Origin of the sequence: Acinetobacter sp. RF15B, from assembly GCF_007558235.1 — a bacterium.
In the GTDB taxonomy this organism is placed as follows: domain Bacteria; phylum Pseudomonadota; class Gammaproteobacteria; order Pseudomonadales; family Moraxellaceae; genus Acinetobacter; species Acinetobacter lwoffii_C.
Genome location: NZ_VLSR01000004.1, coordinates 1 through 23527 on the forward strand (window position 1 = coordinate 1; position 23527 = coordinate 23527).

20 protein-coding genes and 1 pseudogene are annotated in these 23527 nt (G+C 44.1%); 7 read left to right on the forward strand and 14 right to left on the reverse strand.

Going from position 1 to position 23527, the window contains the following annotated elements; translation table 11 throughout:
* Positions 1 to 115, forward strand: a pseudogene (locus E2K74_RS03770) (IS5/IS1182 family transposase); the annotation flags it as partial.
* On the opposite strand, the gene E2K74_RS14635 reads toward E2K74_RS03770, so the two are convergent.
* From E2K74_RS14635 to yaaA, 4 genes are all read right to left on the reverse strand, one after another.
* Positions 76 to 258, reverse strand: a complete 183-nt coding sequence (locus E2K74_RS14635; RefSeq protein ID WP_162536299.1) for a hypothetical protein — start codon at positions 256 to 258, stop codon at positions 76 to 78. The pseudogene E2K74_RS03770 and the gene E2K74_RS14635 overlap by 40 nt on opposite strands.
* Positions 259 to 322: 64 nt before the next feature.
* Positions 323 to 1324: an adenosine deaminase gene (locus E2K74_RS03775; RefSeq protein ID WP_151206382.1), complete on the reverse strand. Its 1002-nt coding sequence runs from the start codon at positions 1322 to 1324 to the stop codon at positions 323 to 325.
* 73 nt (positions 1325 to 1397) lie between these two features.
* On the reverse strand, positions 1398 to 2720 hold the full coding sequence (locus tag E2K74_RS03780; protein WP_151206383.1) for an NCS2 family permease: 1323 nt from the start codon (positions 2718 to 2720) through the stop codon (positions 1398 to 1400).
* Positions 2721 to 3825: 1105 nt separating this feature from the next.
* Entirely contained in the window at positions 3826 to 4608 is a 783-nt protein-coding gene (gene yaaA, locus E2K74_RS03785; protein ID WP_151206384.1) for a peroxide stress protein YaaA, read from the reverse strand.
* A 124-nt stretch (positions 4609 to 4732) separates the two neighbouring features.
* Here yaaA and E2K74_RS03790 point away from each other — a divergent pair, with 124 nt between their 5' ends.
* Positions 4733 to 5365 carry an alpha/beta hydrolase gene (locus tag E2K74_RS03790; RefSeq protein WP_151204465.1) on the forward strand — a complete coding sequence of 211 codons (633 nt, stop codon included), beginning with the start codon at positions 4733 to 4735 and terminating at the stop codon, positions 5363 to 5365.
* A gap of 68 nt (positions 5366 to 5433) precedes the next feature.
* Here E2K74_RS03790 and E2K74_RS03795 read toward each other — a convergent pair whose 3' ends face one another.
* The 4 genes from E2K74_RS03795 to pheA all read right to left on the reverse strand — a co-directional run bounded on the left by E2K74_RS03795 (position 5434) and on the right by pheA (position 10416).
* Positions 5434 to 5799 (reverse strand): hypothetical protein, encoded by a 366-nt coding sequence (locus E2K74_RS03795; RefSeq protein ID WP_151206385.1) that lies wholly within the window; start codon positions 5797 to 5799, stop codon positions 5434 to 5436.
* Between the two features lie 100 nt (positions 5800 to 5899).
* Positions 5900 to 8146, reverse strand: coding sequence for a bifunctional prephenate dehydrogenase/3-phosphoshikimate 1-carboxyvinyltransferase (locus tag E2K74_RS03800; protein ID WP_151206386.1), 2247 nt, complete (start codon positions 8144 to 8146; stop codon positions 5900 to 5902).
* Positions 8147 to 8149: 3 nt separating this feature from the next.
* Entirely contained in the window at positions 8150 to 9241 is a 1092-nt protein-coding gene (gene hisC / locus E2K74_RS03805) for a histidinol-phosphate transaminase (protein WP_151206387.1), read from the reverse strand.
* Between the two features lie 65 nt (positions 9242 to 9306).
* Complete coding sequence (gene pheA / locus E2K74_RS03810; RefSeq protein WP_151206388.1) at positions 9307 to 10416, reverse strand: prephenate dehydratase; 1110 nt, start codon at positions 10414 to 10416, stop codon at positions 9307 to 9309.
* 489 nt (positions 10417 to 10905) lie between these two features.
* Between pheA and E2K74_RS03815 the strand changes: the two genes are divergently transcribed.
* Positions 10906 to 11424 carry a DJ-1/PfpI family protein gene (locus tag E2K74_RS03815; protein ID WP_151206389.1) on the forward strand — a complete coding sequence of 173 codons (519 nt, stop codon included), beginning with the start codon at positions 10906 to 10908 and terminating at the stop codon, positions 11422 to 11424.
* A 113-nt stretch (positions 11425 to 11537) separates the two neighbouring features.
* On the opposite strand, the gene E2K74_RS03820 is transcribed toward E2K74_RS03815, so the two are convergent.
* Positions 11538 to 12680 carry an acyl-CoA dehydrogenase family protein gene (locus E2K74_RS03820; RefSeq protein ID WP_151206390.1) on the reverse strand — a complete coding sequence of 381 codons (1143 nt, stop codon included), beginning with the start codon at positions 12678 to 12680 and terminating at the stop codon, positions 11538 to 11540.
* A gap of 164 nt (positions 12681 to 12844) precedes the next feature.
* On the reverse strand, positions 12845 to 14188 hold the full coding sequence (locus tag E2K74_RS03825) for a dicarboxylate/amino acid:cation symporter (protein WP_151206391.1): 1344 nt from the start codon (positions 14186 to 14188) through the stop codon (positions 12845 to 12847).
* 428 nt (positions 14189 to 14616) lie between these two features.
* Here E2K74_RS03825 and E2K74_RS03830 point away from each other — a divergent pair, with 428 nt between their 5' ends.
* On the forward strand, positions 14617 to 15618 hold the full coding sequence (locus tag E2K74_RS03830) for a glycosyl transferase family protein (RefSeq protein WP_151206392.1): 1002 nt from the start codon (positions 14617 to 14619) through the stop codon (positions 15616 to 15618).
* A gap of 615 nt (positions 15619 to 16233) precedes the next feature.
* On the opposite strand, the gene E2K74_RS03835 is transcribed toward E2K74_RS03830, so the two are convergent.
* Positions 16234 to 16506 (reverse strand): YeaC family protein, encoded by a 273-nt coding sequence (locus E2K74_RS03835; protein WP_151205149.1) that lies wholly within the window; start codon positions 16504 to 16506, stop codon positions 16234 to 16236.
* A 2-nt stretch (positions 16507 to 16508) separates the two neighbouring features.
* Entirely contained in the window at positions 16509 to 17447 is a 939-nt protein-coding gene (locus tag E2K74_RS03840) for an NAD(+) kinase (protein WP_151205150.1), read from the reverse strand.
* 473 nt (positions 17448 to 17920) lie between these two features.
* Here E2K74_RS03840 and mrcB point away from each other — a divergent pair, with 473 nt between their 5' ends.
* Together mrcB and E2K74_RS03850 are read left to right on the forward strand one after the other, a co-directional pair.
* The gene (gene mrcB / locus E2K74_RS03845) at positions 17921 to 20308 is read left to right on the forward strand and encodes a penicillin-binding protein 1B (protein ID WP_151206393.1); all 2388 of its coding nucleotides are present in this window, start codon (positions 17921 to 17923) and stop codon (positions 20306 to 20308) included.
* A 14-nt stretch (positions 20309 to 20322) separates the two neighbouring features.
* A complete protein-coding gene (locus E2K74_RS03850) occupies positions 20323 to 20868 on the forward strand; it encodes a tetratricopeptide repeat protein (protein WP_151206394.1) in 546 nt (181 codons plus the stop codon).
* Between the two features lie 40 nt (positions 20869 to 20908).
* On the opposite strand, the gene E2K74_RS03855 is transcribed toward E2K74_RS03850, so the two are convergent.
* A complete protein-coding gene (locus E2K74_RS03855; protein WP_151205559.1) occupies positions 20909 to 21808 on the reverse strand; it encodes a thiamine phosphate synthase in 900 nt (299 codons plus the stop codon).
* A gap of 138 nt (positions 21809 to 21946) precedes the next feature.
* On the opposite strand from E2K74_RS03855, the gene hemP reads away from it, so the two are divergent.
* Positions 21947 to 22117, forward strand: coding sequence for a hemin uptake protein HemP (gene hemP / locus E2K74_RS03860; protein WP_151205563.1), 171 nt, complete (start codon positions 21947 to 21949; stop codon positions 22115 to 22117).
* Between the two features lie 63 nt (positions 22118 to 22180).
* Here the strand turns inward: hemP and E2K74_RS03865 are convergent, their stop codons facing one another.
* On the reverse strand, positions 22181 to 23527 hold the full coding sequence (locus E2K74_RS03865) for an ATP-binding protein (protein ID WP_151206395.1): 1347 nt from the start codon (positions 23525 to 23527) through the stop codon (positions 22181 to 22183).

Consider the following 23527-nt stretch of genomic DNA (forward strand, 5'->3'; position numbering starts at 1 on the left):
ATTTGCGAGATTAAAACATTTCCGTGCTATTGCTACCCGATTTGATAAGCTTGCACGAAATTATCAGTCTATGATTTACATTGCTTGCATGTTTATTTGGTGTAAAGCCAAATGAGGACACGCCCTAGAACTTTTCAGCTCTTGGCCACACTGATATTCAATGACAGGCTTCAGGGCTTTCCGGGCCATACTGGTATCGCTACAGGCAGAACTCATCAGGGTAGCAGCAATCATTGGCCACAATAATTTTACTTTCATGTTCAATTCATTTAATTGAGCAAGTAAAGACAGCGTATGTCCTGTCTTTTGCAGGCTTTAGGTCTTAGGCGAGTGCATGAATCTTACTAATCCATTGAGTCTTTTCAGTCTCAGACATAAATGAAGCTTCAAAAGAATTAATCGCCAACTGTTTCAATTCCTCTTGGCTTAAATCCAGCGCTTCAGTAATGGCAATAAAATTATCATTCATATAGCCACCAAAATAGGATGGATCATCTGAATTGACAGTGACATGCACACCCTGCTGCAATAGACGACGGATATTATGCTGCTGCATATTCTCTACCACACAAAGCTTCAGGTTGGATAATGGACAAACCGTTAGTGGCATTTTTTCAGCGATCAGGCGCTGCATCAGTTCCGGATCTTCTTCTGAACGCACCCCATGGTCGATACGGTTGACTTTTAACAGATCCAAAGCCTCCCAGACATATTCTGCCGGCCCTTCTTCACCCGCATGCGCCACCACCAGAAAACCAGCTTCACGGGCTTTGGCAAAGACACGTTCAAATTTAGCAGGCGGATGCCCGACTTCACTGGAATCCAGCCCTACAGCAATGATTTGATCTTTATAAGCTAAAGCCTGCTCCAAAGTTTCAAATGCAGCCTCTTCACTTAAATGGCGTAAGAAACACATGATTAAATGTGAGGTGATCCCCAGCTTGGTTTTTGCATCCTCACAGGCTTTTTGCAAACCGTTGATTACCGTTGCAAAGGCAATACCACGGTCAGTATGGGTTTGCGGATCAAAGAATATTTCGCTATGCACCACATGATCTTCTGCACATTTTTCAAAATATGCCCAAGCCAGATCATAAAAATCCTGCTCATCAATCAGCACATTTGCGCCTGCATAATAAATATCTAAAAATGATTGTAAATTATGGAAATTATAAGCCTGTTTAACTTCCTCAACCGATTGATATGGAATGGCAACTTTATTACGTTGCGCAATTGCAAACATCAGCTCAGGTTCAAATGTTCCTTCAATATGCACATGCAGCTCCGCCTTAGGCAAAGCACGGATCAACTCAAGATGATTCATCACGATTCCTCATAAATCCCGAAAATAAAAAAGGGCGCAAACCGAGTTTACACCCTTTCCAAATATAGAAAAATTAACCGCCAAACATCGCAAATTTAATGGCCCACAGCACAGCGACAATCCATACCATATAAGGTACGGTCTTCGCTTGACCGGTCAGGAGCTTGATCAATGCATAGCTGATAAAACCCATTGCAATACCATCTGCAATTGAGTAGGTAAATGGCATAAATACAATGGTTAAAAATGCTGGTACTGCTTCTGTAATATCGTTCCAGTCAATATGTACGATGCCCTGAATCATCAATACACCCACAAACAATAAGGCAGGTGCAGTGGCAAATCCGGGCACTGATTGTGCCAATGGAGCAAAAAACAGACAGGCAATAAATAACAGGCCAACAATTACTGCGGTTAAGCCGGTACGACCACCCGCTGCGACACCTGCAGAAGACTCGATATAAGGGGTTGTAGACGATGTACCCAATGCAGCACCGGCAACAATGGCGGACGAGTCGGCAAATAATGCTTTTTTCAAACGTGGCAACTTGCCATCTTTTAGCAGGCCTGCGCGATGAGAAACGCCAACCAACGTACCAGTTGAGTCAAACAAGTCGACTAAAAAGAAGACAAAAATGACACCAATCAAGCTTGCGGTAAACAAGCCTTCAAAGTCCATTTGCATGAAGGTTGGAGTAATCGAAGGTACCGCACCTACAACGCCTTTAAACTCGCTTAAGCCCATTGCAGCAGAAATAGCAGTTAATACCAAAATACTGATGATAATTGAACCACGCACCTTAAAGTGATGCATGACTACCACCATCAGAAAACCAAATAAAGCCAGCAATACTGAAGGTTGCTTTAAATCTCCCAAACCGACCAGAGTAGCCGGATTATCAACAATGATTCCCGCATTCTTGAGGGCAATCAGCGCCAGAAATAGACCAATACCCCCACCAATCGCCAGTTTGAGCGACATTGGAATCGCATTTACAATTGCCTCTCGAATCTTGAACAGGCTGATCGCAATAAAGACCAGCCCCGAGACAAATACCGCACCCAATGCGGTTTGCCAAGGCACTCCCATTCCCAGACAGACAGAATAAGTAAAGAAGGCATTGAGTCCCATACCCGGTGCCAGTGCAATCGGATAGTTTGCGATTAAACCCATCACAAAACAGCCAATAGCCGCTGCAAGACAGGTTGCAACAAAGACAGCCCCATGATCCATCCCGGTTTCGGATAAAATCATTGGATTGACAATAATGATGTAACACATGGTTAAAAATGTAGTTACACCAGCCAGAACTTCTGTACGGAAACTGGTTTTGTTCTCACTCAGCTTAAACAAACGTTCCAGCATATTTTCTGAAGATGGATTAGGAGTCGCCATGACCTAGCCCCTATGAAGTAAATTTTATGCTTTGAGCATGCCGCCAGATTCATGAGATTTCATTAAATACCTCATTAATCTTAAAGATCTGTGAGCAATAAATATGCCAGCATTACTCTCTGACGGATCAAAATATTTCAACAGCAACAGTAGAAGGACCGCGCCATAAACACCCAAAAACAACTTAAACAAAAAAGCTGCATAACTTTTATGCAGCTTTTTCCTCATCCGGATCAGACATTTAAAAAGCTAAAAGCCGACCCAAATTTATATTTTTCAGATTATAACACATTGATTTCTTATTACTTCTTTGATTTTATAATTTATTAAAATTCAAACTATCCAGCTTAAGTCTTTTCTTAATTTTGTCTTATTTATTATTTATTTATTTTTAATTAGTTTAACTTTATTGTTTTAATAATGAATGAAAAATTCCGATCTAATCCCGATGACGATTAGAATCCAGTAATTTTTGTGAATGCTGAACCTCCTTTAAAATTTGATGGATTTCTGTATATTTTTTCAACTGTGCCTGCTGATGCACATAATAGCTCAGTAGACTGACAATGATTATAAAAATAGGAATCGTGCAAGTTTTCATTTTCTGTAACCACTTTGTTACCCGATCACAGCAATACTAACAAAAACCTAACAAATATGTGACTTAGTTTACATTTAACCCGATAAAGCGTGAGTTTTGCAACCCTGCTTTCAATTATTGGATTAAAATTTTACTGAATACTTATCTAATTAAGTTCGTTATTTCTATCTATTTCTCGTATTTCATACCATACATTAATAATATTAAAATGATGAAGATCAAATATTTATTTATATTTTAGAATTTAAATACCTGTAAAATCCATTCCAATATAAACCATTAAAACCCTATTCATTTTATCTGTATTGAGTCTCCAAAAAAATCCTTCAAATACAGTACATAATTTCCTATATTAATAATATTTATACAGTATTAAGGATATTGTTCTTGGCACTGTTTGATCTAACGATATTTAACAGCTTCCTATAAATCAGCTATTTATTTAACTTAAGCTCACTCCACTTGATACAAATACCGTTAAAGTAGAGTGAGCCGATTCTGAAATTAGCGATCTAATTGTTCATCACGTTTAAAGACCAATTCGCCTTTTAAAGAACTGTCCGCATCAAAATAATAACCTTCACTATTAAAAGCTTTAAGCTCTTCAATCCGTTCAATTTTATTTTCCAGAATAAAACGAGCCATGAGACCACGGGCTTTTTTAGCATAAAAACTAATGATCTTATATTTTCCATTTTTCTGATCTAGAAATACCGGCTTAATGATGTGTGCCTGAATCTGGCTTTCCTTGACGGACTTGTAATACTCATCTGAAGCAATATTGACCAATAACTCTGAATTGGCCGCTGCCAGATCAGCATTAATCTGATCAGTAATGATACTGCCCCAGAAGTCATACAGGTTATGACCGCGTGTGTTTGCCAGTTTGGTTCCCATTTCAAGACGATAAGGCATCATTAAATCTAGGGGGCGTAACAGGCCATATAACCCGGACAACATGCGTAAATGTATCTGGGCATGAGCAAGCTCGGCATCACTCAGATTATAAGCATCCAGGCCGGTGTAGACATCGCCTTTAAAGGCAAAAATCGCCTGTCGGGCATTCGACAAGTTAAAATCGGGCTGCCAGTCACGAAAACGCTCTACATTTAACTGGGCAATTTTTTCACTCACACTCATTAATGTGGCGATTTCTGAAGCAGATAACTTACGACTAAGGTCGACAAGCTCTTGTGAATGCTCAAGCAATCTTGGTATGGTAAAAGAATCTGTCGGTAAATTTGAAGCATAATCGAGGGTCTTTGAAGGAGAAATGAGTGCAAGCATGGTTAACCTGGTTAAAAAGTGATTAATCACACTATATCAGCCAACTTATTTTAATTCCAATGCATGTTTTTACTGACCACAATCGTTAAAATAAGCCACACTCCTGTAATGAATCGATTCTCCCATGTCCGAGCAAATTTTCCTTCAGGGTCCTGTGGGACAACTTGAAGTTTTTGTGGATTATCCTCAAGGTGAAGTGAAAGGATTCGCGGTTGTTTGCCACCCTCATCCATTGCAAGGTGGTACTCCACAGCACAAAGTTCCAGTTCTGTTAACACAAATGTATCTGGAACGCGGCTGTGTAGTTTATCGTCCAAGTTTCCGTGGCTCTGGTCAAAGTGAAGGTCTGCATGACGATGGCTATGGCGAAACGGATGATGTATTGGAAATTATCCGGTACGCACGTGAGCAGCACACTGGCCTACCCTTTTATGCAGGCGGTTTTAGCTTCGGTGCCCATGTTATTGCGAAAAGCTATGCTGCACTGCCTGTAGAGCTACAGCCAAGTCAAACCATTTTATGCGGCTTACCCACTGCAACTGTTGCAGGTATTCGTCACTATGAAACTCCGCATATTAAAGGAGATATTTTATTCATTCATGGCGAAGCGGATGATATTACCCTATTATCCGACATGATGGCATGGGCCAAACCACAACGTCATCTAGTGACGGTTTTACCCGGAGCAAACCATTTCTTTACCGGCTATCTCAAACAATTGCGGATCGCTATGGCCCGTTTTCTGACTTTAGGCTAATTTTAAAAAACCTCATATCAGATGAGGTTTTTTATATCTTTCCAGCATTTTATGATCCGGCTTCTCGATTAGTCTTTCCATTCAAAACCACTAAAGCCTTCCTGTTCTTTTAATGAAGCTTCTACAGCCTGCGCCAGCTGATTCATCAAGCTCCGCTCGGCAATACGCTCTAGCCAGTCCTGTTCCTCATCAGGATAGGATGCAATCTCACAAATAAAGTGTCCTTCACTGTCCTGGGTCTCACAGCTGACAGAAAGCGGCAGTTCATGATCTTCAACCGCAACCGCAACCTGCCCTCCACTTTGTGGCAAGGTCTGAAAACCATATTTACCCAGTTCACTAGCAAGCAATTGCGCGATGTATTGCTGAGTTTTATGATGATCCTGTAATTGCTGCTGACCTTGAGCATGGGCCATAAATTTTAATATTCGCATCACTACTTCCAAATGGCTTTTTTCTTGTATGGGTTTAGCATAAGCCAATATAAATAAAACAGCCAAGCAAAAGCTTGGCTGTTTTACACAAATTCAGAAATTATTCTGTTACGTCAATCGTCAGACCTGCTTGAGCAGTTAATTGAGTAAAGGTCGGGAAGCTGGTTGCCACCGTTTCAGTCCCAATAATCTTGATCACACCCGAATTACGCAGACCTGCAATCGAGAAGCTCATGGCAATGCGATGGTCATGATGTGATTCAATTTCCCCGCCTTCAAAGATAGCTGACCAGTCGCCTGACTTGCCTTTACCTTCGATAATGATGCCATCTTCTGTTGGCGTACAGTCAATCCCCATTGTTTGCAAACCATCAGCCATGACCTGGATACGGTCTGATTCTTTTACCCGTAGCTCAGCAGCACCCGTCAGGATAGTGCGGCCTTCAGCACAAGCTGCAGCGATGAATAGCGCAGGGAATTCATCAATCGCCAGAGGCACTTGATCTTCCGGAATATGAATTCCTTTTAAGGTACGTGTACCACGAATACGAATATCCGCAATCGGTTCACCGCCTGCGATACGTTCATTCTCAACAGTGATGTCCGCACCCATCTGTTTCAGAATTTCAATGATTCCGGTACGTGTCGGGTTAACTCCCACTGCTTCAAGAGTAATATCCGCATTTTCAGTAATAGCAGCACCCACCATAAAGAAAGCCGCAGAGGAAATATCGGAAGGTACTTGAATATCCGTACCGACAAGCTTTCCGCCACCTTGTAGGGAAATACGGTTAGCTTCGGTTTTTACTTCATAACCAAAAGCACGCAGCATACGCTCGGTATGGTCGCGCGTTGGTTCAGGCTCTGTGACTGCGGTTTCACCCTCTGCCCACAGACCTGCCAGCAAAATGCCGGATTTCACCTGTGCCGATGCCATTGGCAAGTCATACTGGATGCCTTTCAGGTTTTGGTTTCCGGTGATCGATACCGGCGGCGTACCGCGTTCACCTGTGGTTTGAATCTGGGCGCCCATTTCACGTAAAGGATTGGCAATACGCTCCATCGGACGTTTAGACAGCGATGCATCACCGGTCATGACTGAATCGAATTTTTGTGCAGCCAGTATCCCCGAAAGAAGACGCATCGAAGTACCCGAGTTCCCCATGTAGATTGCAGACTGCGGTGCTTTCAGACCGTGCATGCCCACCCCATGAATGGTCACTTCACCATTTTTAGGGCCTTCAATACTCACGCCCATATCACGGAATGCCTGCAAGGTTGCCAGTGCATCTTCGCCTTCCAGAAAACCAGTCACATGCGTGGTACCTTCTGCAATGGCACCAAACATGATAGAACGGTGTGACACAGATTTGTCACCAGGCACGCTAAATTTGCCCTGGAATTTTTTGGCACCCGGCTGAATGGTAAATTGTTGTGTCACTTTACTTTTCTCCATGAAAGGTTTCTTGACAAGCATATGATTGAAGTGCTGGCGCGCTGCCTGAGCATGTCCCAACAAACCCATTAATGTCTGGGAGTCTTCCTCTTCAATCAGTTTACGAATAATGGCGAGCTGTGCCTCAAAGCCATCCACGGCGTTGAGTATCGCTTTTTTATTGGCAAAAAAGATGTCATGCCACATCTGTGGGTCACTGGCGGCAATCCGCGAAAAATCCCGAAAGCCTCCCGCAGCATAACGAAAAATGTCTAAATTGTCTTCACGCTTGGCCAGCTGTTCGACCAAGTTAAAGGCCATTAAATGCGGCAAATGACTGGTATGAGCCAGCACTTCGTCATGCTTGTCCACATCCATACAAATAACTTCCGCATGAGCGGCCTGCCAAAGCTGAATCATTTTATCGACAGCCCAGTCTGCACTGGTCGGCAATGGCGTTAAAATGACCTTGTGGTTGGCAAATAAATCGACCTTCCCGGCATGTACACCGGTGTGCTCTGCACCTGCAATAGGATGCCCTGGCACAAAACCGGCTGGAAGCTGCTCACCATATACCGCCTTGGCAGCAGCGACTACATTGGCTTTAGTACTGCCAACATCTGTAATGATGACATTTTCAGCCAGATGAGGCTGAATGGTTTCCAGTACCTTTTGCGTAGCACGAACTGGCAAGGCCAAAACAACCAGATCTGCACCTTGAACTGCCTGTACCGGATCAGTATAACCCGCAGAAATCAGCCCCAGTACTTTGGCATCTTCTAGGGTTTTTTGTGAGCGTGTCGAAGCCACGATGTCATTCGCCAAATGCTCGGCACGAATGACCCGCGCCAGGCTTGAACCAATCAGTCCAAACCCGATAAATGCAACTTTTTCAAACAGTGGCTGCGACATGGTTTAAGCTTTAGCCTCTAAGCCGAGTACTTTGGCAAGTGCGCTCAGGAATTTGGCATTTTCTGCTTCGGTTCCAATCGATACACGCAAATGATTTTGAATCCCTACTGGGCGTACAATCACACCCTCTTTCAACAGGCTATTGAATATTTGTGCCGGATCAGCCTGTATATCAACCAGAATAAAGTTGGCGCGTGAAGGTACGTAGTTCAGACCTAAAGCCTGAAAACCTGCTTCAAGCTGAGCCATGCCCGCTTTGTTCGCTTCACGAGATTTTTCAATAAACGCTTCGTCTTTCAGGGCCGCAACAGCAGCGACCATCGCTAAATGGTTAACGTTAAATGGCTGACGAATACGGTTCAGATAATCCGTTACTTCAGCAGAAGCCAGAGCAAAACCTACCCGCAGTGCAGCCAAGCCATAGCACTTAGATAAAGTACGACTCACGATCAGGTTTGGATACTGTTTCAGGAATTTCAGACTATTGAAGTTTTCCGGGAAATATTCCACATAAGCTTCATCAAGCACGACGATGACCTTGGCAGGCACTTTTTGCATAAAGCTTTCAAATTCAGCTTCTTCAAACCAGGTGCCTGTCGGGTTATTCGGGTTTGCGATAAAGATCAGCTTGGTATTGTCTTTAATAGCCGCAGCCATCGCATCAAGATCGTGCGAAAAACCTTTTGCCGGGACTTCAATCGCTTCTGCATTAATCGCCTGGGTCACCAGGGCATAGACAGCAAATGCATGCTGGCTATACACCACAGAATCTTGTTCAGAGACAAAAGCTCGGGCAAAAATTTCTAACAGGTCATTTGAACCATTACCTAAAGTGATCTGGTCATGATTAAAACCAAACTGTGCCTTGATCTGGTCTTTTAAAATAAAACCGCCACCATCCGGATAACGGCCAATTTCAGCAATTTCAGCAGCGACAGCTTCTTTGACTTTATCTGAACAACCCAACGGGTTTTCATTAGAAGCCAGTTTCACGATGTCGGTGATACCCAATTCACGCTCAAGCTCACTGATTGGCTTGCCTGGTTGATATGGCTTTAATTTAGAGATGCCTTCATTGGCTGGGACAAATGACATTTTTGAATTCCGATTTACAGATGAAACAGTGACCAATACCCTCGCACTGGCCACAAATGGTTGACTTAAAGTACAGCTTGAGGATATGAACCTAATACCCGAACTTCTTTAACTAGTGGGCGAATTTCTGCAATTGCCGCTTTGACATTTTCCTGTTCAATATGTCCTTCCAGATCAATAAAGAACACATAGGCCCATTTTTCCGGAAGTGCCGGACGGGTTTCAATACTGGTCAGGCTGATATTGTGCTTGGCAAACGGAGTCAGAATTTCCAGCAATGCACCTGCACGGTCATGAGCAGACACCAGTAATGAGGTTTTATCATTACCACTTTGCGGTACTTTTTCACGGCCAATTACCAGGAAACGTGTGGTATTTTCCGGGTTGTCCTCAATATTGCCATGCATGATTTCAAGGCCATAAATATTTGCCGCAATCTCGGACGCAATTGCAGCCGAATGCCATTCATTGCGAATACGGCGTGCTGCTTCGGCATTTGAGCTTAAAGCCACACGCTCTACACCGGGATAATGCGCATCCAGCCACTTACGACATTGCGCCAAAGTCTGCTGATGGGCATAAATCTGCTTGATGCTATCTTTACGGGTATTTTCAGAAATCAGGAATTGATGATGGATTGGCAGTTCCACTTCGCCAATCACATTCAGGTTCGATGTTTTAAAGCAATCCAGCGTATGGTTCACTACACCTTCAGACGAGTTTTCAACTGGTACCAGACCATAATGGGCACCTCCCGCTTCCACTTCACGGAAAACTTCATCAATGGTCGGCAATGGACGCACCACCGCATCATGTCCAAAATGTTTAAGTACTGCCGAGTGCGTATATGTTCCTACCGGCCCCAAAAAGGCAATACTTTGTGGCGCTTCAAGGGCTAGACAGGCTGACATAATTTCACGGAACAGGCGTGCCATGGTGGTATCTGACAATGGACCTTCGTTACGCTCCATAACATTACGCAATACCTGCGCTTCACGTTCCGGACGGTAAAACAGTGGATTCTCTTCCAAAGCGAACTTTGCTTTCGCTACTGCTTCAGCCAAACGTGCACGGCGGTTAATCAATTGCTGGATTTGCTGATCAACAGAATCGATATCTTCACGAATGTTAGCCAAATCTAGAGAAGTCGTGGTGTCTTGATCGTCGTTGATCATTATTATATCGCCCTTCATAAACCTTATCTGTTCCAGTATAACAATAGTCAGCTGCAAATGTTACGCAATATAACTTTATTGGATTAAGTTTTAAAAACAGTCATTTGTTTTTAACCGCTTATCGGTTTTCGTCATATCTGGTAACACTCATGGCAGCCTTTTCACCGCATTTACATTATTAAATTGTAAATTTGGTCTGCCCATCTTAACTGATTTTAAGCAAGATGAAATATCACTATTTCTGAATCTTGATAACTTTTTTAAGCATAAGAAAATTAAAAATAAAGCAAACTCACCTCACCCATTCCTGCCCCAGTGACTTGCTGGACTGTTCACAATATTAAGCACATGCTCATCAAGGTATTTACCCATTTTTGCTTGATTTAGCTTAACTTTTTTACAGTAAAATACTGATCGCTTACAAAGCAGAGACGTTTTTTTAACCTTAAGTCGCTAGTCTGATTTGAAACGAGGATTGGGGTGTTTATCATGCCAAAAAGAATAGCTGTACTGGTGACGAACAATTTTGATGATCAGGAATATCTGGAACCTGTGGAAGCCTTACGCGCAGCCCAGCATAGTATCTGTAATATTGAACTACGTGCAGGCAAGGTGGTTTATGGCTTGCATGGTGGTCTAGCCGTCACTATTGACCGTAGTATTGAACAGATCAGTATTGATGATTTTGATGCCTTACTCATTCCCGGGGGTGAGTCTCCACTTGCACTGGCCCATGATGTTCGGGTGCTGCATTTTATTCAGGCTTTTAATCAGGCCAGAAAAACCATTTTTAGTCTGTGCGATGCTTCATTATTACTCAGTGAAGCCGATGTATTAAAAAACCGGATGATCACCAGTATTCGTGCCCATGCACTGCGCGTACAGTATGCAGGAGCAACTTATTATGATGCCGAACTGGTCAACGATAATAATCAGCTGATTTCATCACGGGTTCCCAACGACTTGCCCATTTTTATTCACGAATGCCTGAATGTACTTAAATCTTAAAACAATAATATATTGATACTTTCCAGATTTTCACATCCTGTTTTCCCCTTGAATTTTTAAATATTTCCCCTATAAAAAAAGAGTTCGTGTCGAACTCTTTTTTCACTTGAAACTCACCGTCCCAGCAGACCTCGTGCCACAATTTCCTTCATAATTTCATTGGTCCCCCCATAGATTCGCTGAATACGCGCATCCACAAAGAAACGGGAAATTGGATATTCCGTCATATAGCCATAACCACCGAACAACTGAAGCAGATTATCAGCCACTTTCATCTGCATATCGGTCGAGAAGCTTTTTAAGGCTGCTGCGGTTTCAACATCCAGTTTGCCCTGTATATAAAGCTCGACATTCTGATTATAGAATGCAGCAGTTGCCAGCTCATCAATTTTGGCCTGAGCCAGCACAAAACGGGTATTCTGGAACTGGGCAAGAGCCTGACCAAAAGCCTGACGCTCTTTGACATATTGTGTGGTGACATCAATAGAACCGCGTATTGCACCCAAGGCAGTTGCTGCAATGGCAGTACGTTCACGTGGCAATTCCTGCATTAAATAGGCAAAACCCTGACCTGGCTGGCCCAGCAACTGATCTTTGGGCACTTTGACCTGATCAAAGAACAGCTCTGAAGTATCCTGAGAGTGCAAACCAATTTTTTCCAGATTGGTGCCTTTTTTAAAGCCCTCCAGATGGGTATCGACTAATAGCAGTGAAACTCCTTTCGCACGTGCCTGCGGGTCGGTTTTTACCGCCAGCACCACCAGATCTGCATGTTGCCCGTTTGAAATAAAGGTTTTGGAACCATTTAATAAATAATGATCATCTTGCAAAATCGCATGCGTGCGTATGGCTTGCAAGTCTGAGCCGGCACCCGGTTCGGTCATCCCAATGGCACCCACCACTTCACCCGTCACCATTTTAGGTAACCAGTATTTTTTCTGTTCTTCTGATCCAATATGCAGAATATAAGGCGCAGCAATATCTGAATGACACGATAACCCAGTGGAAATTGCGCTATAGCCTGCCCGTGCAGACTCTTCGATCAGCATCAGGGAATAATGCGTCGGCACTCCATAACCGCCATACTCTTCCGGCACATCTACGCACAGGAAACCATTTTCGCCCATCGCATGCCAGACAGAACGCGGTATCATGCCTTCGCGCTCCCATTGCGCATAATGCGGAGCAACATGTTCATTCATAAAACGTTTAAAGTTATCGCGAAATAATTCCAGGTCAGCATCATAGGCCAGCATTCTTTTATCCTTATGGCGTTTATCATTATATCCCGAGCACAGACTAGCTATTTTTAAAGCCACTGTCATGTGCTGAAGCTGACTTTTTCCCAAACTCCTGAGTCAATAAGTTTTTCCCATAAAAAAAAGGAAGCCGTAGCTTCCTTTTCTATCCAGACAGCGCATTAATTTGCTTGTGGGCCGTCCTGTAGCATTTGTTTATCAATTTCAGCCGGATTTGCCAGCGCCCAATCCAGTTTTTCTTTATCCAGCTGGCCCACCCATTTTGCAACCATTAAAGTTGCCAGAGAGTTACCCACCAGGTTGGTCAAGGCACGTGCTTCAGACATAAAGCGGTCAATACCGAGGATTAAGGCCAGACCGGCAACTGGGATATGACCTACCGCAGACAGCGTTGCAGCCATAACAATAAAGCCGGAACCTGTGACCCCTGCTGCACCTTTTGATGAAATCAAGAGTACCAGCAGCAAAGTGATCTGATGTGAAAGATCCAGCTGGGTATTGGTCGCTTGCGCAATGAAGATTGCCGCCATGGTCAGGTAGATTGAGGTCCCGTCCAGGTTAAACGAATAACCTGTTGGAATAACCAGACCCACCACAGATTTTTCTGCACCTGCCAGCTCAAGTTTTTTCAGCATACGTGGCAGCACCGATTCTGAAGATGACGTTCCCAGAACAATGAGCAGCTCTTCACGGATCAGACGGATCATTTTCATGATGCTAAAGCCGCCAATACGTGCAATCGTACCTAGAATAATAAAGATAAACAGGAGACAGGTAATATAGAAGCAGATAATCAGCTGTGCCAGCTGCGCCAGTGAACTGATGCCGTATTTACCGATGGTAAAGGCCATCGCACCGAAAGCACCAATTGGAGCAAGCTTCATCACCATATTCACGATGTTAAAGAATACATGCGAGATCTGATCAATGAATTTCAGAACTGGCTTGCCTTGGGTGCCCAGCTTATGCAATGCAAAACCGAACATGATGGCAAATAACAGAACCTGTAAAATTTCGCCTTCTGCAAATGCACCCACGACTGTATTTGGAATAATATTCATCAGGAAGTCGATGGTAGACTGCGACTCACCTGAGGCTACATATTTACTAATCCCACTGCTATCAAGTGAGGCAGGATCAACGTTCATGCCCACACCCGGCTTGGCAATATTAATCACCAGCAGACCGATAACCAGTGCAATGGTCGATACGATTTCAAAGTAAAGTAAAGCAACCCCACCGGTTCTACCGACTGACTTCATACTTTCCATACCCGCGATACCACTCACGACCGTACAGAAAATCACGGGTGCAATGATCATTTTGATCAAACGAATAAATGCATCACCTAAAGGTTTTAGCTGCTCACCCAGGCCCGGAACATACTGTTCTACGCCATTGATGATTTGTGTACCACTTGGTGAAAAATGTCCTACCAAAATACCTGCGATAATGGCTACAATCACTTGGAAATAAAGTGATTTATAAATTGGTTGTTTCGCCATAACAAATCTACTTGAACGATGTTTCAATAAAAACAAACAAAAAAATGCACTTTTTTAAGCGCACGACCTGCCCCCTCTGGCAAAAGAGTGAAATTCAACCAAATATTCATTCAGTCAAAATAGCGTTTCACAATTGTGAAACGCCAATGCTCTCATCTGATGCTTAGCATCCGACGAAAGTATGAGAACGGGAGAAAGAGATTAAGAAAAATTAAACACACTCTAAGGATTGGTTAAATTTTACCGAATAATTAGCCTGAATGTGTAGAGGTAAATACACATTTGGTCACTTTTTGGGCGAGACCCAATTAGACCTTAGTCGATAGTGAACTATATATTCCGGTTTATCGTATACTGAAATCCATCTCTAGATGAGTTGACATATTCTTTATCTTAATGATCATTTTTCAGGGCATGCCGAGTAAGTTATGAATAGCAAAAGAAATATTTATAAAGATTTTGAACATCCTTTTGCCCAGTTTGTACGGATTATTGGGAAAGGAAAAAATGGCGCACGCTCTTTAAGTTATGAAGAAGCCTATCAGGCTTTTAGCATGATTTTGAAAGATGAAGTACTGGATGTTCAACTGGGAGCCTTCTTAATGTTGCTTCGGGTCAAAGAAGAATCGGTAGATGAGCTGGCCGGATTTGTAAAGGCCACTCGTGATCAGCTTCATTTTAAAGCCCTGGAAGTTGATCTGGACTGGTCCTCTTATGCAGGTAAGCGCAAGCATTATCCGTGGTTTATTCTGTCTGCCTTAACTTTGGCCAAACATGGCTACAAGATAGTCATGCATGGTGCTTCCGGGCATACAATGAACCGGATCTATACTGAGCAAGTCCTGACTTACTTAGGCTATCCAATCTGTCAGGATGATCAGGACGTGGAGCAACAGCTTCAGCAACAGCATTTTGCTTATCTTCCCCTCGAAGCTATTTCACCAATTCTGGCCGATTTAATCACATTACGTAATATTATGGGCCTACGCTCCCCGATTCATACTTTGGCACGCCTGATTAATCCCTTTAACGCCAAAGCCACTTTACAGGCCATTTTCCACCCGGCTTATCGCAGTTCACATCAACAGGCTGCATTTAAACTGGGCTATCAGAACAGTGCAGTCATTAAAGGTGAAGGGGGCGAGTTCGAACGCAATCCGGATGCCAGAACTTTAATCTGCGGGATTAAAAATGGCGAACTTTACGAGCATGAATTGCCCAAATTGACTGATAACCGCAGTCCAACTGAGGAAGAGCTGGATCTGGAGGTTTTCAAAGCAGTTTGGGAAGGCAGGCAGCAACATGACTATGGGGAAATGGCGGTGACTGAAACCATGGGGATTGCGCTCTATACCATGGGTGTATGTGATAGTTATGCGGCCGCTATGCAGCAAGCGAAAACTCTGTGGGCGCAGCGCCATCCACTATAAAGTTTTTCCTTAATTTAACGGCGAATCGGCTCGTATGCTAAGCCTCTGCTGTAATCTGAACCGGCTGACATAAAGTGTGATGCCAACGTATAGAAACAGCAGCAGGTTCGCCGGTAAGTTGATCTTTCGGCCGCCCCATTATTCAGCTCAAAATAAATTGTGAGTTGAAGATCCTGTTTATGACCTTCTCATGAATACTCTAACGAGCAAAGAACATCAGGTACGGCTTCCCCTTCAGCACACCCTGATAAATTCCAATCATCTTGACGAAACAATCAGCATTTTTTTATTCAGTATCCTCTGGCCGAAATTGCGGCTGCTTACAGGCAGCAAAATTTTGATACTCTAGCCTGATGCCGAGCAGCTCCTGCATAAGCTGTAAGGCAGTGCCCGTCCATTTCTGGATACAGACGACCTGGAGCAGGAAGAGCTGAATTATTATGACAATCATCTGAACTTTGAATTAGCTGATGAGATTAGCCAGTTTGAAGATGGGCAGCCGGTCAACATCTTGCATGGAAAGTTAAGTCTGGATTTCTGCGCCCATGAAAAAAGCATTGTGATGTTCACAATGCTTTTTTAGTTTTCAACACTTCTTTAAAATGTCGGGCCAGATTATACAAAACGGATCGGCTTGAATTCTGGTTCATTTTTGTGATGATCATCATCACATTGCTCACCTTCCTCTTTGGTCCCGCGGTCAATATAGCCACTACGTTCAGTTTCCGGCAGATGCTTAATTTCCCAGGCATAGACGGCTTGCATACAGGTCTGGCGCTGTTCTTCGGTTAATGCCACACCATTTGGCCATTTTCCAATCTCAATTGCTGTTCTCAGGCGCTCAACAATTTCAGGATTGAGTACGGCAAGCATTTGTTCAATATTCATGTTTAATCCTGCTTAAAATAATCAAAGTCCTGGTTCCAGCCCAGTTTGGTTCGACACGCATTATAGAAGTCATAACCTGGTGGATGCAGAAGATTCAGTTTAAATGGATGCTTACGAATATGGACGCTATCGTCAATATTCAAAGACACGCTGTGTTGTCCATCCGCACTTACCATCGGCAGTACGCGATTTTCACGAATTAGTAATTTCACTTCGCTATGCCCCCCCACCACAATCGGTCGGGAAGATAAAGTATGTGGATGCATGGGCACTAACACAATGGCATCCATACTTGGATTCAAAATGGGTCCACCACCAGACAAGGCATAAGCAGTTGAGCCGGTTGGAGTCGCTACGATCAAGCCATCACTGTGCTGACGGTAGACATACTGTCCATCAATATTCAGCTCAAAATCGATCATATGTACCGACTTACCCGAGTGTAAAACAATATCATTCAGGGCAATGGCATCGTAAATAATTTCGCCTTTGGAGCGGATTTCCACTTCTAGCAGAAAACGGCGTTCGGTCTGAAAATCCCCTTTTAACACCTGATCCAGCTTAAAGATCACTTCTGTAGGCTTGATATCAGTGAGAAAACCCAAACGTCCACGGTTTACTCCGATGACCGGGGTATTGTACTTGACCAGTGCACGTGCTGCATGCAGCAGTGAACCATCACCGCCTACCACAATCACCAGATCGACCACTTCACCCAGTAAGGCCCGGCTAACCGTTTGCGTATTCTGATAAGGCACCAGCTCAGCAGTGTCAGCATCAAATACCGGATGCAGACCGAGGTTCAGTAGATGATCATGGATAAGACATAAGGTTTCAACCACAGATGATTTATCAGGACGTCCTATTAACCCGATATTTCGAAATGTCTTATGGGAAATTTGCACCAGTATCGTCGCTCCATTACGAATCTTCGCTATCATAACATTAAGCCATACCCGGTTGACAATTTATAAAGCAGGCTGATTATGTCTTCGTTTCTTTGATATATATTTAAGATCCGTTGACACTTCATCTAACTGTGCAACCTTAAGAGAGATATCGCGCAAGATTTTTTAGCTGATATCAGTCCTGAGTTCAAAGATTTAGCCATTTTAAAGGCATGACCCCATAAACGAGATAGCAGCAAAAAATAGATTTGTCCTGAAAGGCCATAGCGAAGACGCTCTCGGCTTTCGTTATAAAACCTGGCAAGTCTCGTTATTTCTCTCATTTCATGCCTGGTGTGCTCGGTTTTAGTTACAGCACACTGCATGTATAAAGTGTCAACAGTCTCCAATTAAGGAGAAATTGTGGTTTTAGATTTTAATTTTAATCACAATACTTGAATAATTATTGCAAAATAATGAAAAGCTTCGCATGATTAGCACAATTTCACAGGATCTTATCATTATTTATGAAGTCTGAACGTGGCCTGGGTCTGCTCGCCTTACTCTTCTCCATTCTCGTCATTTCCGCCTTCGTTGCTTTTAGTATCTATTTGATTCGTCTAGATAATATAGTACGTGACAAGTTTGAAGGCCAGCGCTGGGATATTCCGGCCAAAGTATTTGCACGCCCGATGGAAGTTTATGTCAATGCGCCAGTCAGCCAGCAGGACGTACAGCAAGAATTAAAACTATTAGGTTATAAAAACTCTGACAGCTATGCCAAATCGGGCAGCTTTGTCAGTACGGGGAATATCTTATATGTACATACCCGTGGCTTTGATTTTGGTGACCGGGTTGAACCGGAACAAGTCCTAAAAGTCAGCTTCAATGGCGAACAGATCAGTGATGTCAGTGCAACCAAGCCTTCCAGCTCGGGAATTGCCCGTTTAGAACCTTTATTAATCGGTGGTATTTATCCGCAGCATAATGAAGACCGGGTTCTGATTAAGCTTAATAAGGTTCCTAAACCGCTGATTGAAGCACTCATTGCCACAGAAGACCGTAACTTCTACCATCATCATGGGGTGTCGCCGCGTGGTATTGCCCGTGCGGTGGTCAGCAATATTACCGGGGGTAAACGTCAGGGGGGTTCAACCCTGACCCAGCAACTGGTCAAGAACTTCTATCTCACCCCTGAACGCACCTTAAAGCGTAAGGTGAATGAAGCCTTTATGGCCATGCTGATTGAGTTGCACTACAGTAAAGATGAAATTCTGGAAGCCTATTTAAATGAAGTAAATCTGGGCCAAAACGGTAGTTATTCTATTAATGGTTACGGTCTGGCCTCACAGTTCTATTTTGGCCTTCCTCTACGTGAATTAAATATCTCCCAGCAAGCATTTCTGGTCGGTCTGGTCCAGGGCCCGAGTTTATATAACCCGTGGCGTAATCCAGAAGCTGCTAAAAAGCGTCGTGATATTGTCTTGAACAATATGCAGGTCATGGGTTATCTGACTCAGGAACAGTATGAAACTGAAACGGCACGTCCGCTGAATGTGATTGCCAAGCCGACCTTAGGTCCGGCGCGCTTCCCGGATTTTCTGGACATTATACGTCGTCAGCTACGTACAGATTATCAGGAAGCCGATCTGACCAATCAGGGCCTGCGGATTTTCACGACACTTGATCCACTGGCACAAACGCGCATTCAGGAGAGTTTCAAAAATACAGTAAGCAGTTTAAGTAAATCTAATCCGCGTCGCCTGAAAGATTTACAGGGCGCTGTTTTGGTGGCACATCCTGAAAATGGTGAGCTGGTCGCAGCTGTCGGGTCTACTCAGGATTTTACCGGCTTTAACCGTGCGCTGGATGCCAAGCGTCAGGTCGGTTCTTTATTGAAACCGGTTATTTATCTCACTGCTCTGGAGTCTAACCGCTATCACTGGGCCAGCCCGATTGAGGATAGCCAGCTCAGTATCCAAAGTGATGGCAAAGCCTGGACTCCTAAAAACTATAGTGGGCGTGAATATGGTGTGGTGCCGATGGTACAAGCCCTGTCTCAATCCTATAACCTGTCTACAGTACGTTTAGGACAAGAATTCGGTCTATCCTCCTTTATCAATCATCTGAAAAAATTTGGTGTGAGCTCGGATATTCCGTCTTATCCATCCATCTTTTTAGGTGCGGTCGATCTGTCACCGATGGAAGTGATGAACATTTATAGCAACTTCGCGACTGGCGGATTTAAATATCCGGTCAAAGCGATTCGTTCAGTGGTGGATGCCAATGGCAAATCTCTGGATCGCTATAGCCTGGATGTACAGCCGACGATTAATCCGGCATCGGCCTATGCGCTGAATTATGGCTTGCAGCAGGTTATGAATAGCGGGACTGGCCGTGCAGCCTATAACAGCCTGCCACGTAGCCTGAATCTGGCCGGAAAATCGGGAACCACCAACGACACACGTGACTCCTGGTTTGCAGGGTATTCCGGTAACTATATGGCTGTGGTCTGGTTGGGCTTAGATGATAACAAGACAACCGGTTTAACCGGTTCTTCAGGTGCCCTACCGGTTTGGACCAATGTGATGAAGCAGCTGCGTCAAAAACCGGTTAATCTGGCACAACCGAATGAGATTCAATGGCACTGGCTAGACCGCTATACAGGACAGTTATCTGCACAAGGTTGTGAAGGTGCCATGTATATTCCAATCTCCAGCCATGCCATACCGAATCAGGCTACGGCGTGTGGTATATCGCACTATGCCACTGAACCTTATACCATTGACTCAGAACCTGCTGAAACTGAAGAAATGGATGAAATCAGCCGCTATATACAAGAAACTGAAACAGAAATAGAACGTGATCTGTCTAGCGAAACCCGTATTATCTCGAGTGGAAGTTATAGTCAATAATTGAGCCTGTCATCATGTTAGATAAAGTCATTCCTGGTCTGCTCATTCTCGGTCTGGTGGGCTGCCAGACCATTTCCGAACCGGAGCAGCCTCTTACCCCGCCTAAGCCGGCACAGGAGCAGCCGAAAGTTGCCACACCGGATGGTGTGGTGATTCGTCCTTATGACCGCCCGGAAATTAAACGTCAGAAGATTATCCTTCCTGAGCAGAAACCACAGGCACAAAAATTTAATGATGGCCGCAATCTGCCTGCCTTTAAAAAGCTGATGCAACAAACCCAGCAAGCGTATAGCAAGCAGCAGTTTGCTCAGGCTGAAACCACTGTATTGCAAGCCCAGCGTCTGGCACCTCAAGCGCCTGAAACCTATCTCTATCTGGGAATGATTGCCAACCGCACCAACCAGCCCGCCCGCGCCGATGCTTTTGCTTTGCGTGGTCTGAGTTATGCCCAGTCCAAGGCCATGAAAAAGCAGCTCTGGCAAGTTCGCCTGAAAGCGGCTCAACAGCAGAAAAATAGCACAGCCATTCAGCAAGCCCGCCAGGCCCTCAGCAAATATTAGGGCCTGCCTTGTCAACTACTGAACGCTGTATGTGAATGTGTTATATATGGCGAATTCCGGCAATGCCATAAGCATGTTGAGCTTGTGCATAGCTCAGATCTTCCGCTTTCATCCCGCCAAGGGCAAATACCGGAATTTGTACCTGTTCTGCCATCTCCTTGAACTGTTCCCAGCCGAGTGCAGGGGTATCGGGATGTGTCGCTGTGGCCAGCACTGGACTGAGTAAAGCCGCCTCACAGCCAATCTGCTGCGCCTGGATTAATGCCTTCAAGTCATGACAGGCAGCAATATAGCGGTAACCACAGTGAAGCTCCCCTTTTTGCAAGGCCATTAATTGCGACTGTTTTAAATGAATGCTGCGAATGGTGTGCTGCTGTAATTCATTCAATTGCTCCCACATAGCCTGATTAACGATCAATTTAGATAGCTGCTCAATCGGCAGTTGTTGCAGTTGCATTACTCGCTCAGGACTGGCCTCTACCCGCCAATACAGCATTTGATTGGCCTCAAGATGATTTAAAACATTCAGGTTGTCAGAAATTTTTATTCTCTGTGGCCATTGCAGCTTTTGAATCATGGCCTGATTGGCTTTAGGAAAATTCAGCTGGCTGAGCTGTTCACGACGATACCAGCCCCAAGGTGCTTTGATGTGCGCCAACTGTTCAGATGACACCGAGCTATGGAAAATATGTAAATTGACAATGACATCTTCATATTCATGCAAAATAAAATCAAATGCATGCCAGACATCTAGATCAATTCCCACCTCTTCAAGAACCTCACGTCGACATGCCTCAAGCGGTGATTCACCTTGCTCTACTTTACCGCCTGGAAATTCAGACTTGTTCCCCTGATGTTGCTCGGCTTCACGCCAGCCAACCAGGATCTGATTTTGATAAAACAAGATTGCAATTGCGACATGAATGGTAGGTTTAGACATAATATGATGAACCATGAAAGTTTTACAGATTGTAAGCAAATTAGAGCTTTTTATAAATTATTCAATATTCCGTTGACAGACCAATTTGATAATGATTATCATTTAAACCAATCCAAAATACACCACGGAGTCGATGGAATGAATGCACCATTTAGCTTGTTTACTCGCAATACCGAAACTCACCATACCTTGCCCATGCTGCACTCAAATAATCTTTTTGCTCTTGGCCGTGAAATCCGAATCATGCATGCTGGTGAGGAATACCGTTTGCGTCTGACTCGCAACAACCGACTCATTCTTACGAAATAATTAGCATAGTTCAATAATAACCAACGTGGGAACAAGCAGTATGAATCAGCGCCTACTGCTTTTTTATTGGCATGACTTTAAATTCTGCGCCTGACCTGCAAAGCTTAATGACACTTTCAGCCCGCCCAAATCTGAGGCTGCATAATCTATTCTGGCCGCATGCAGCTGCATAATCTTTTGACAAATAGACAGGCCCAAGCCTGAACCTTGCGTTTGAGTGCCCAAGGCACGATAGAAACGCTCACCCAAACGTTCTATGACTTCAGCCGTCATGCCCTCACCTGAATTTTCGATCAGCAACTGGATCTGCTGTTGCTGGATATTGGTTCGAATGTCCACCTGTCCTTGGACTGGTGTGTAACGGATGGCATTATCCAGCAGATTGCGGATACAACTAAAAATGAGTTCTGCATTGGCTTCAATCACGGCATCTTCAAGCCATAAATTCCAATGGATGTTTTTTTCCTGAGCCACTGGTTGTAAGGCTTGCAAAGCATCCTGAACCAGAAGTTTAAGATTGACAGCCTGTTTGGGTAGTTGCTCTGCCCGCTCCGGATCGAGTCGTGCCAGCAAGAGCAGATTTTCCAGTACCAGCGTGCCGCGATTGACATCATTTTGGATCAGCTGCAAGGCATGAGCTAATGATGCATCATCCTGATATTGACGTTTCAGCACCTGTAAGCGCATCTGAATCGCAGAAAGTGGCGAACGCAGTTCATGGGAAGCATCTGCGGTAAAACGCTGTTCGGCAGTCAGTGATTTTTCCAGCCGGCCGAGCATGGCATTCAACTGACGTACAATCGGCTGCAGCTCCGTAATTTCAGGTTCCGGACGATGGATCGGGCTGAGGTCCTGAGCAGATTTGAATGCAATGGCCCGGGAAATTTTATTTAATGGCTTTAACTGACGTTTGATCGCAATATATAAAATTAACCATTGTAATAACCATAACACCAGCAAAATACCAAGAAAACTCAAAGTCGTTTGCCAGAGTTCTTCAAAGCGCACCGACAGCGGCTGTACTACCTTAACCTGCAAGCCGTCATCTTCAGCGTTAAGAATCCGAATAAAATGGCCTTGTTCATAAGCAAAGTGAAAGCCGTTTTTCTGCACAAGCGGTATTTCAGTTAATAGTTCATGCTCAACCGAAGTGGTAAGAATCTTCTGATCCAGTAATAACGCATACTGGATGTCAAACTGCTCACTTATTTCATCCACCTGGGTATCTTTCATCTGGGTCAGATCGCCCAATAGAAGCTCGGAAATCTGCTGCATCAGGTCATCATGCAGCTGGATCGCCTGATAACTGGAGATTCCCAAAGAGAGCAACCACGCCAACAGCCCCGCCAATATAGAACTGAACAGAGCGTGTTGAATCAATCGGGTTTGCAGGGAAATAGGCGCTGACAT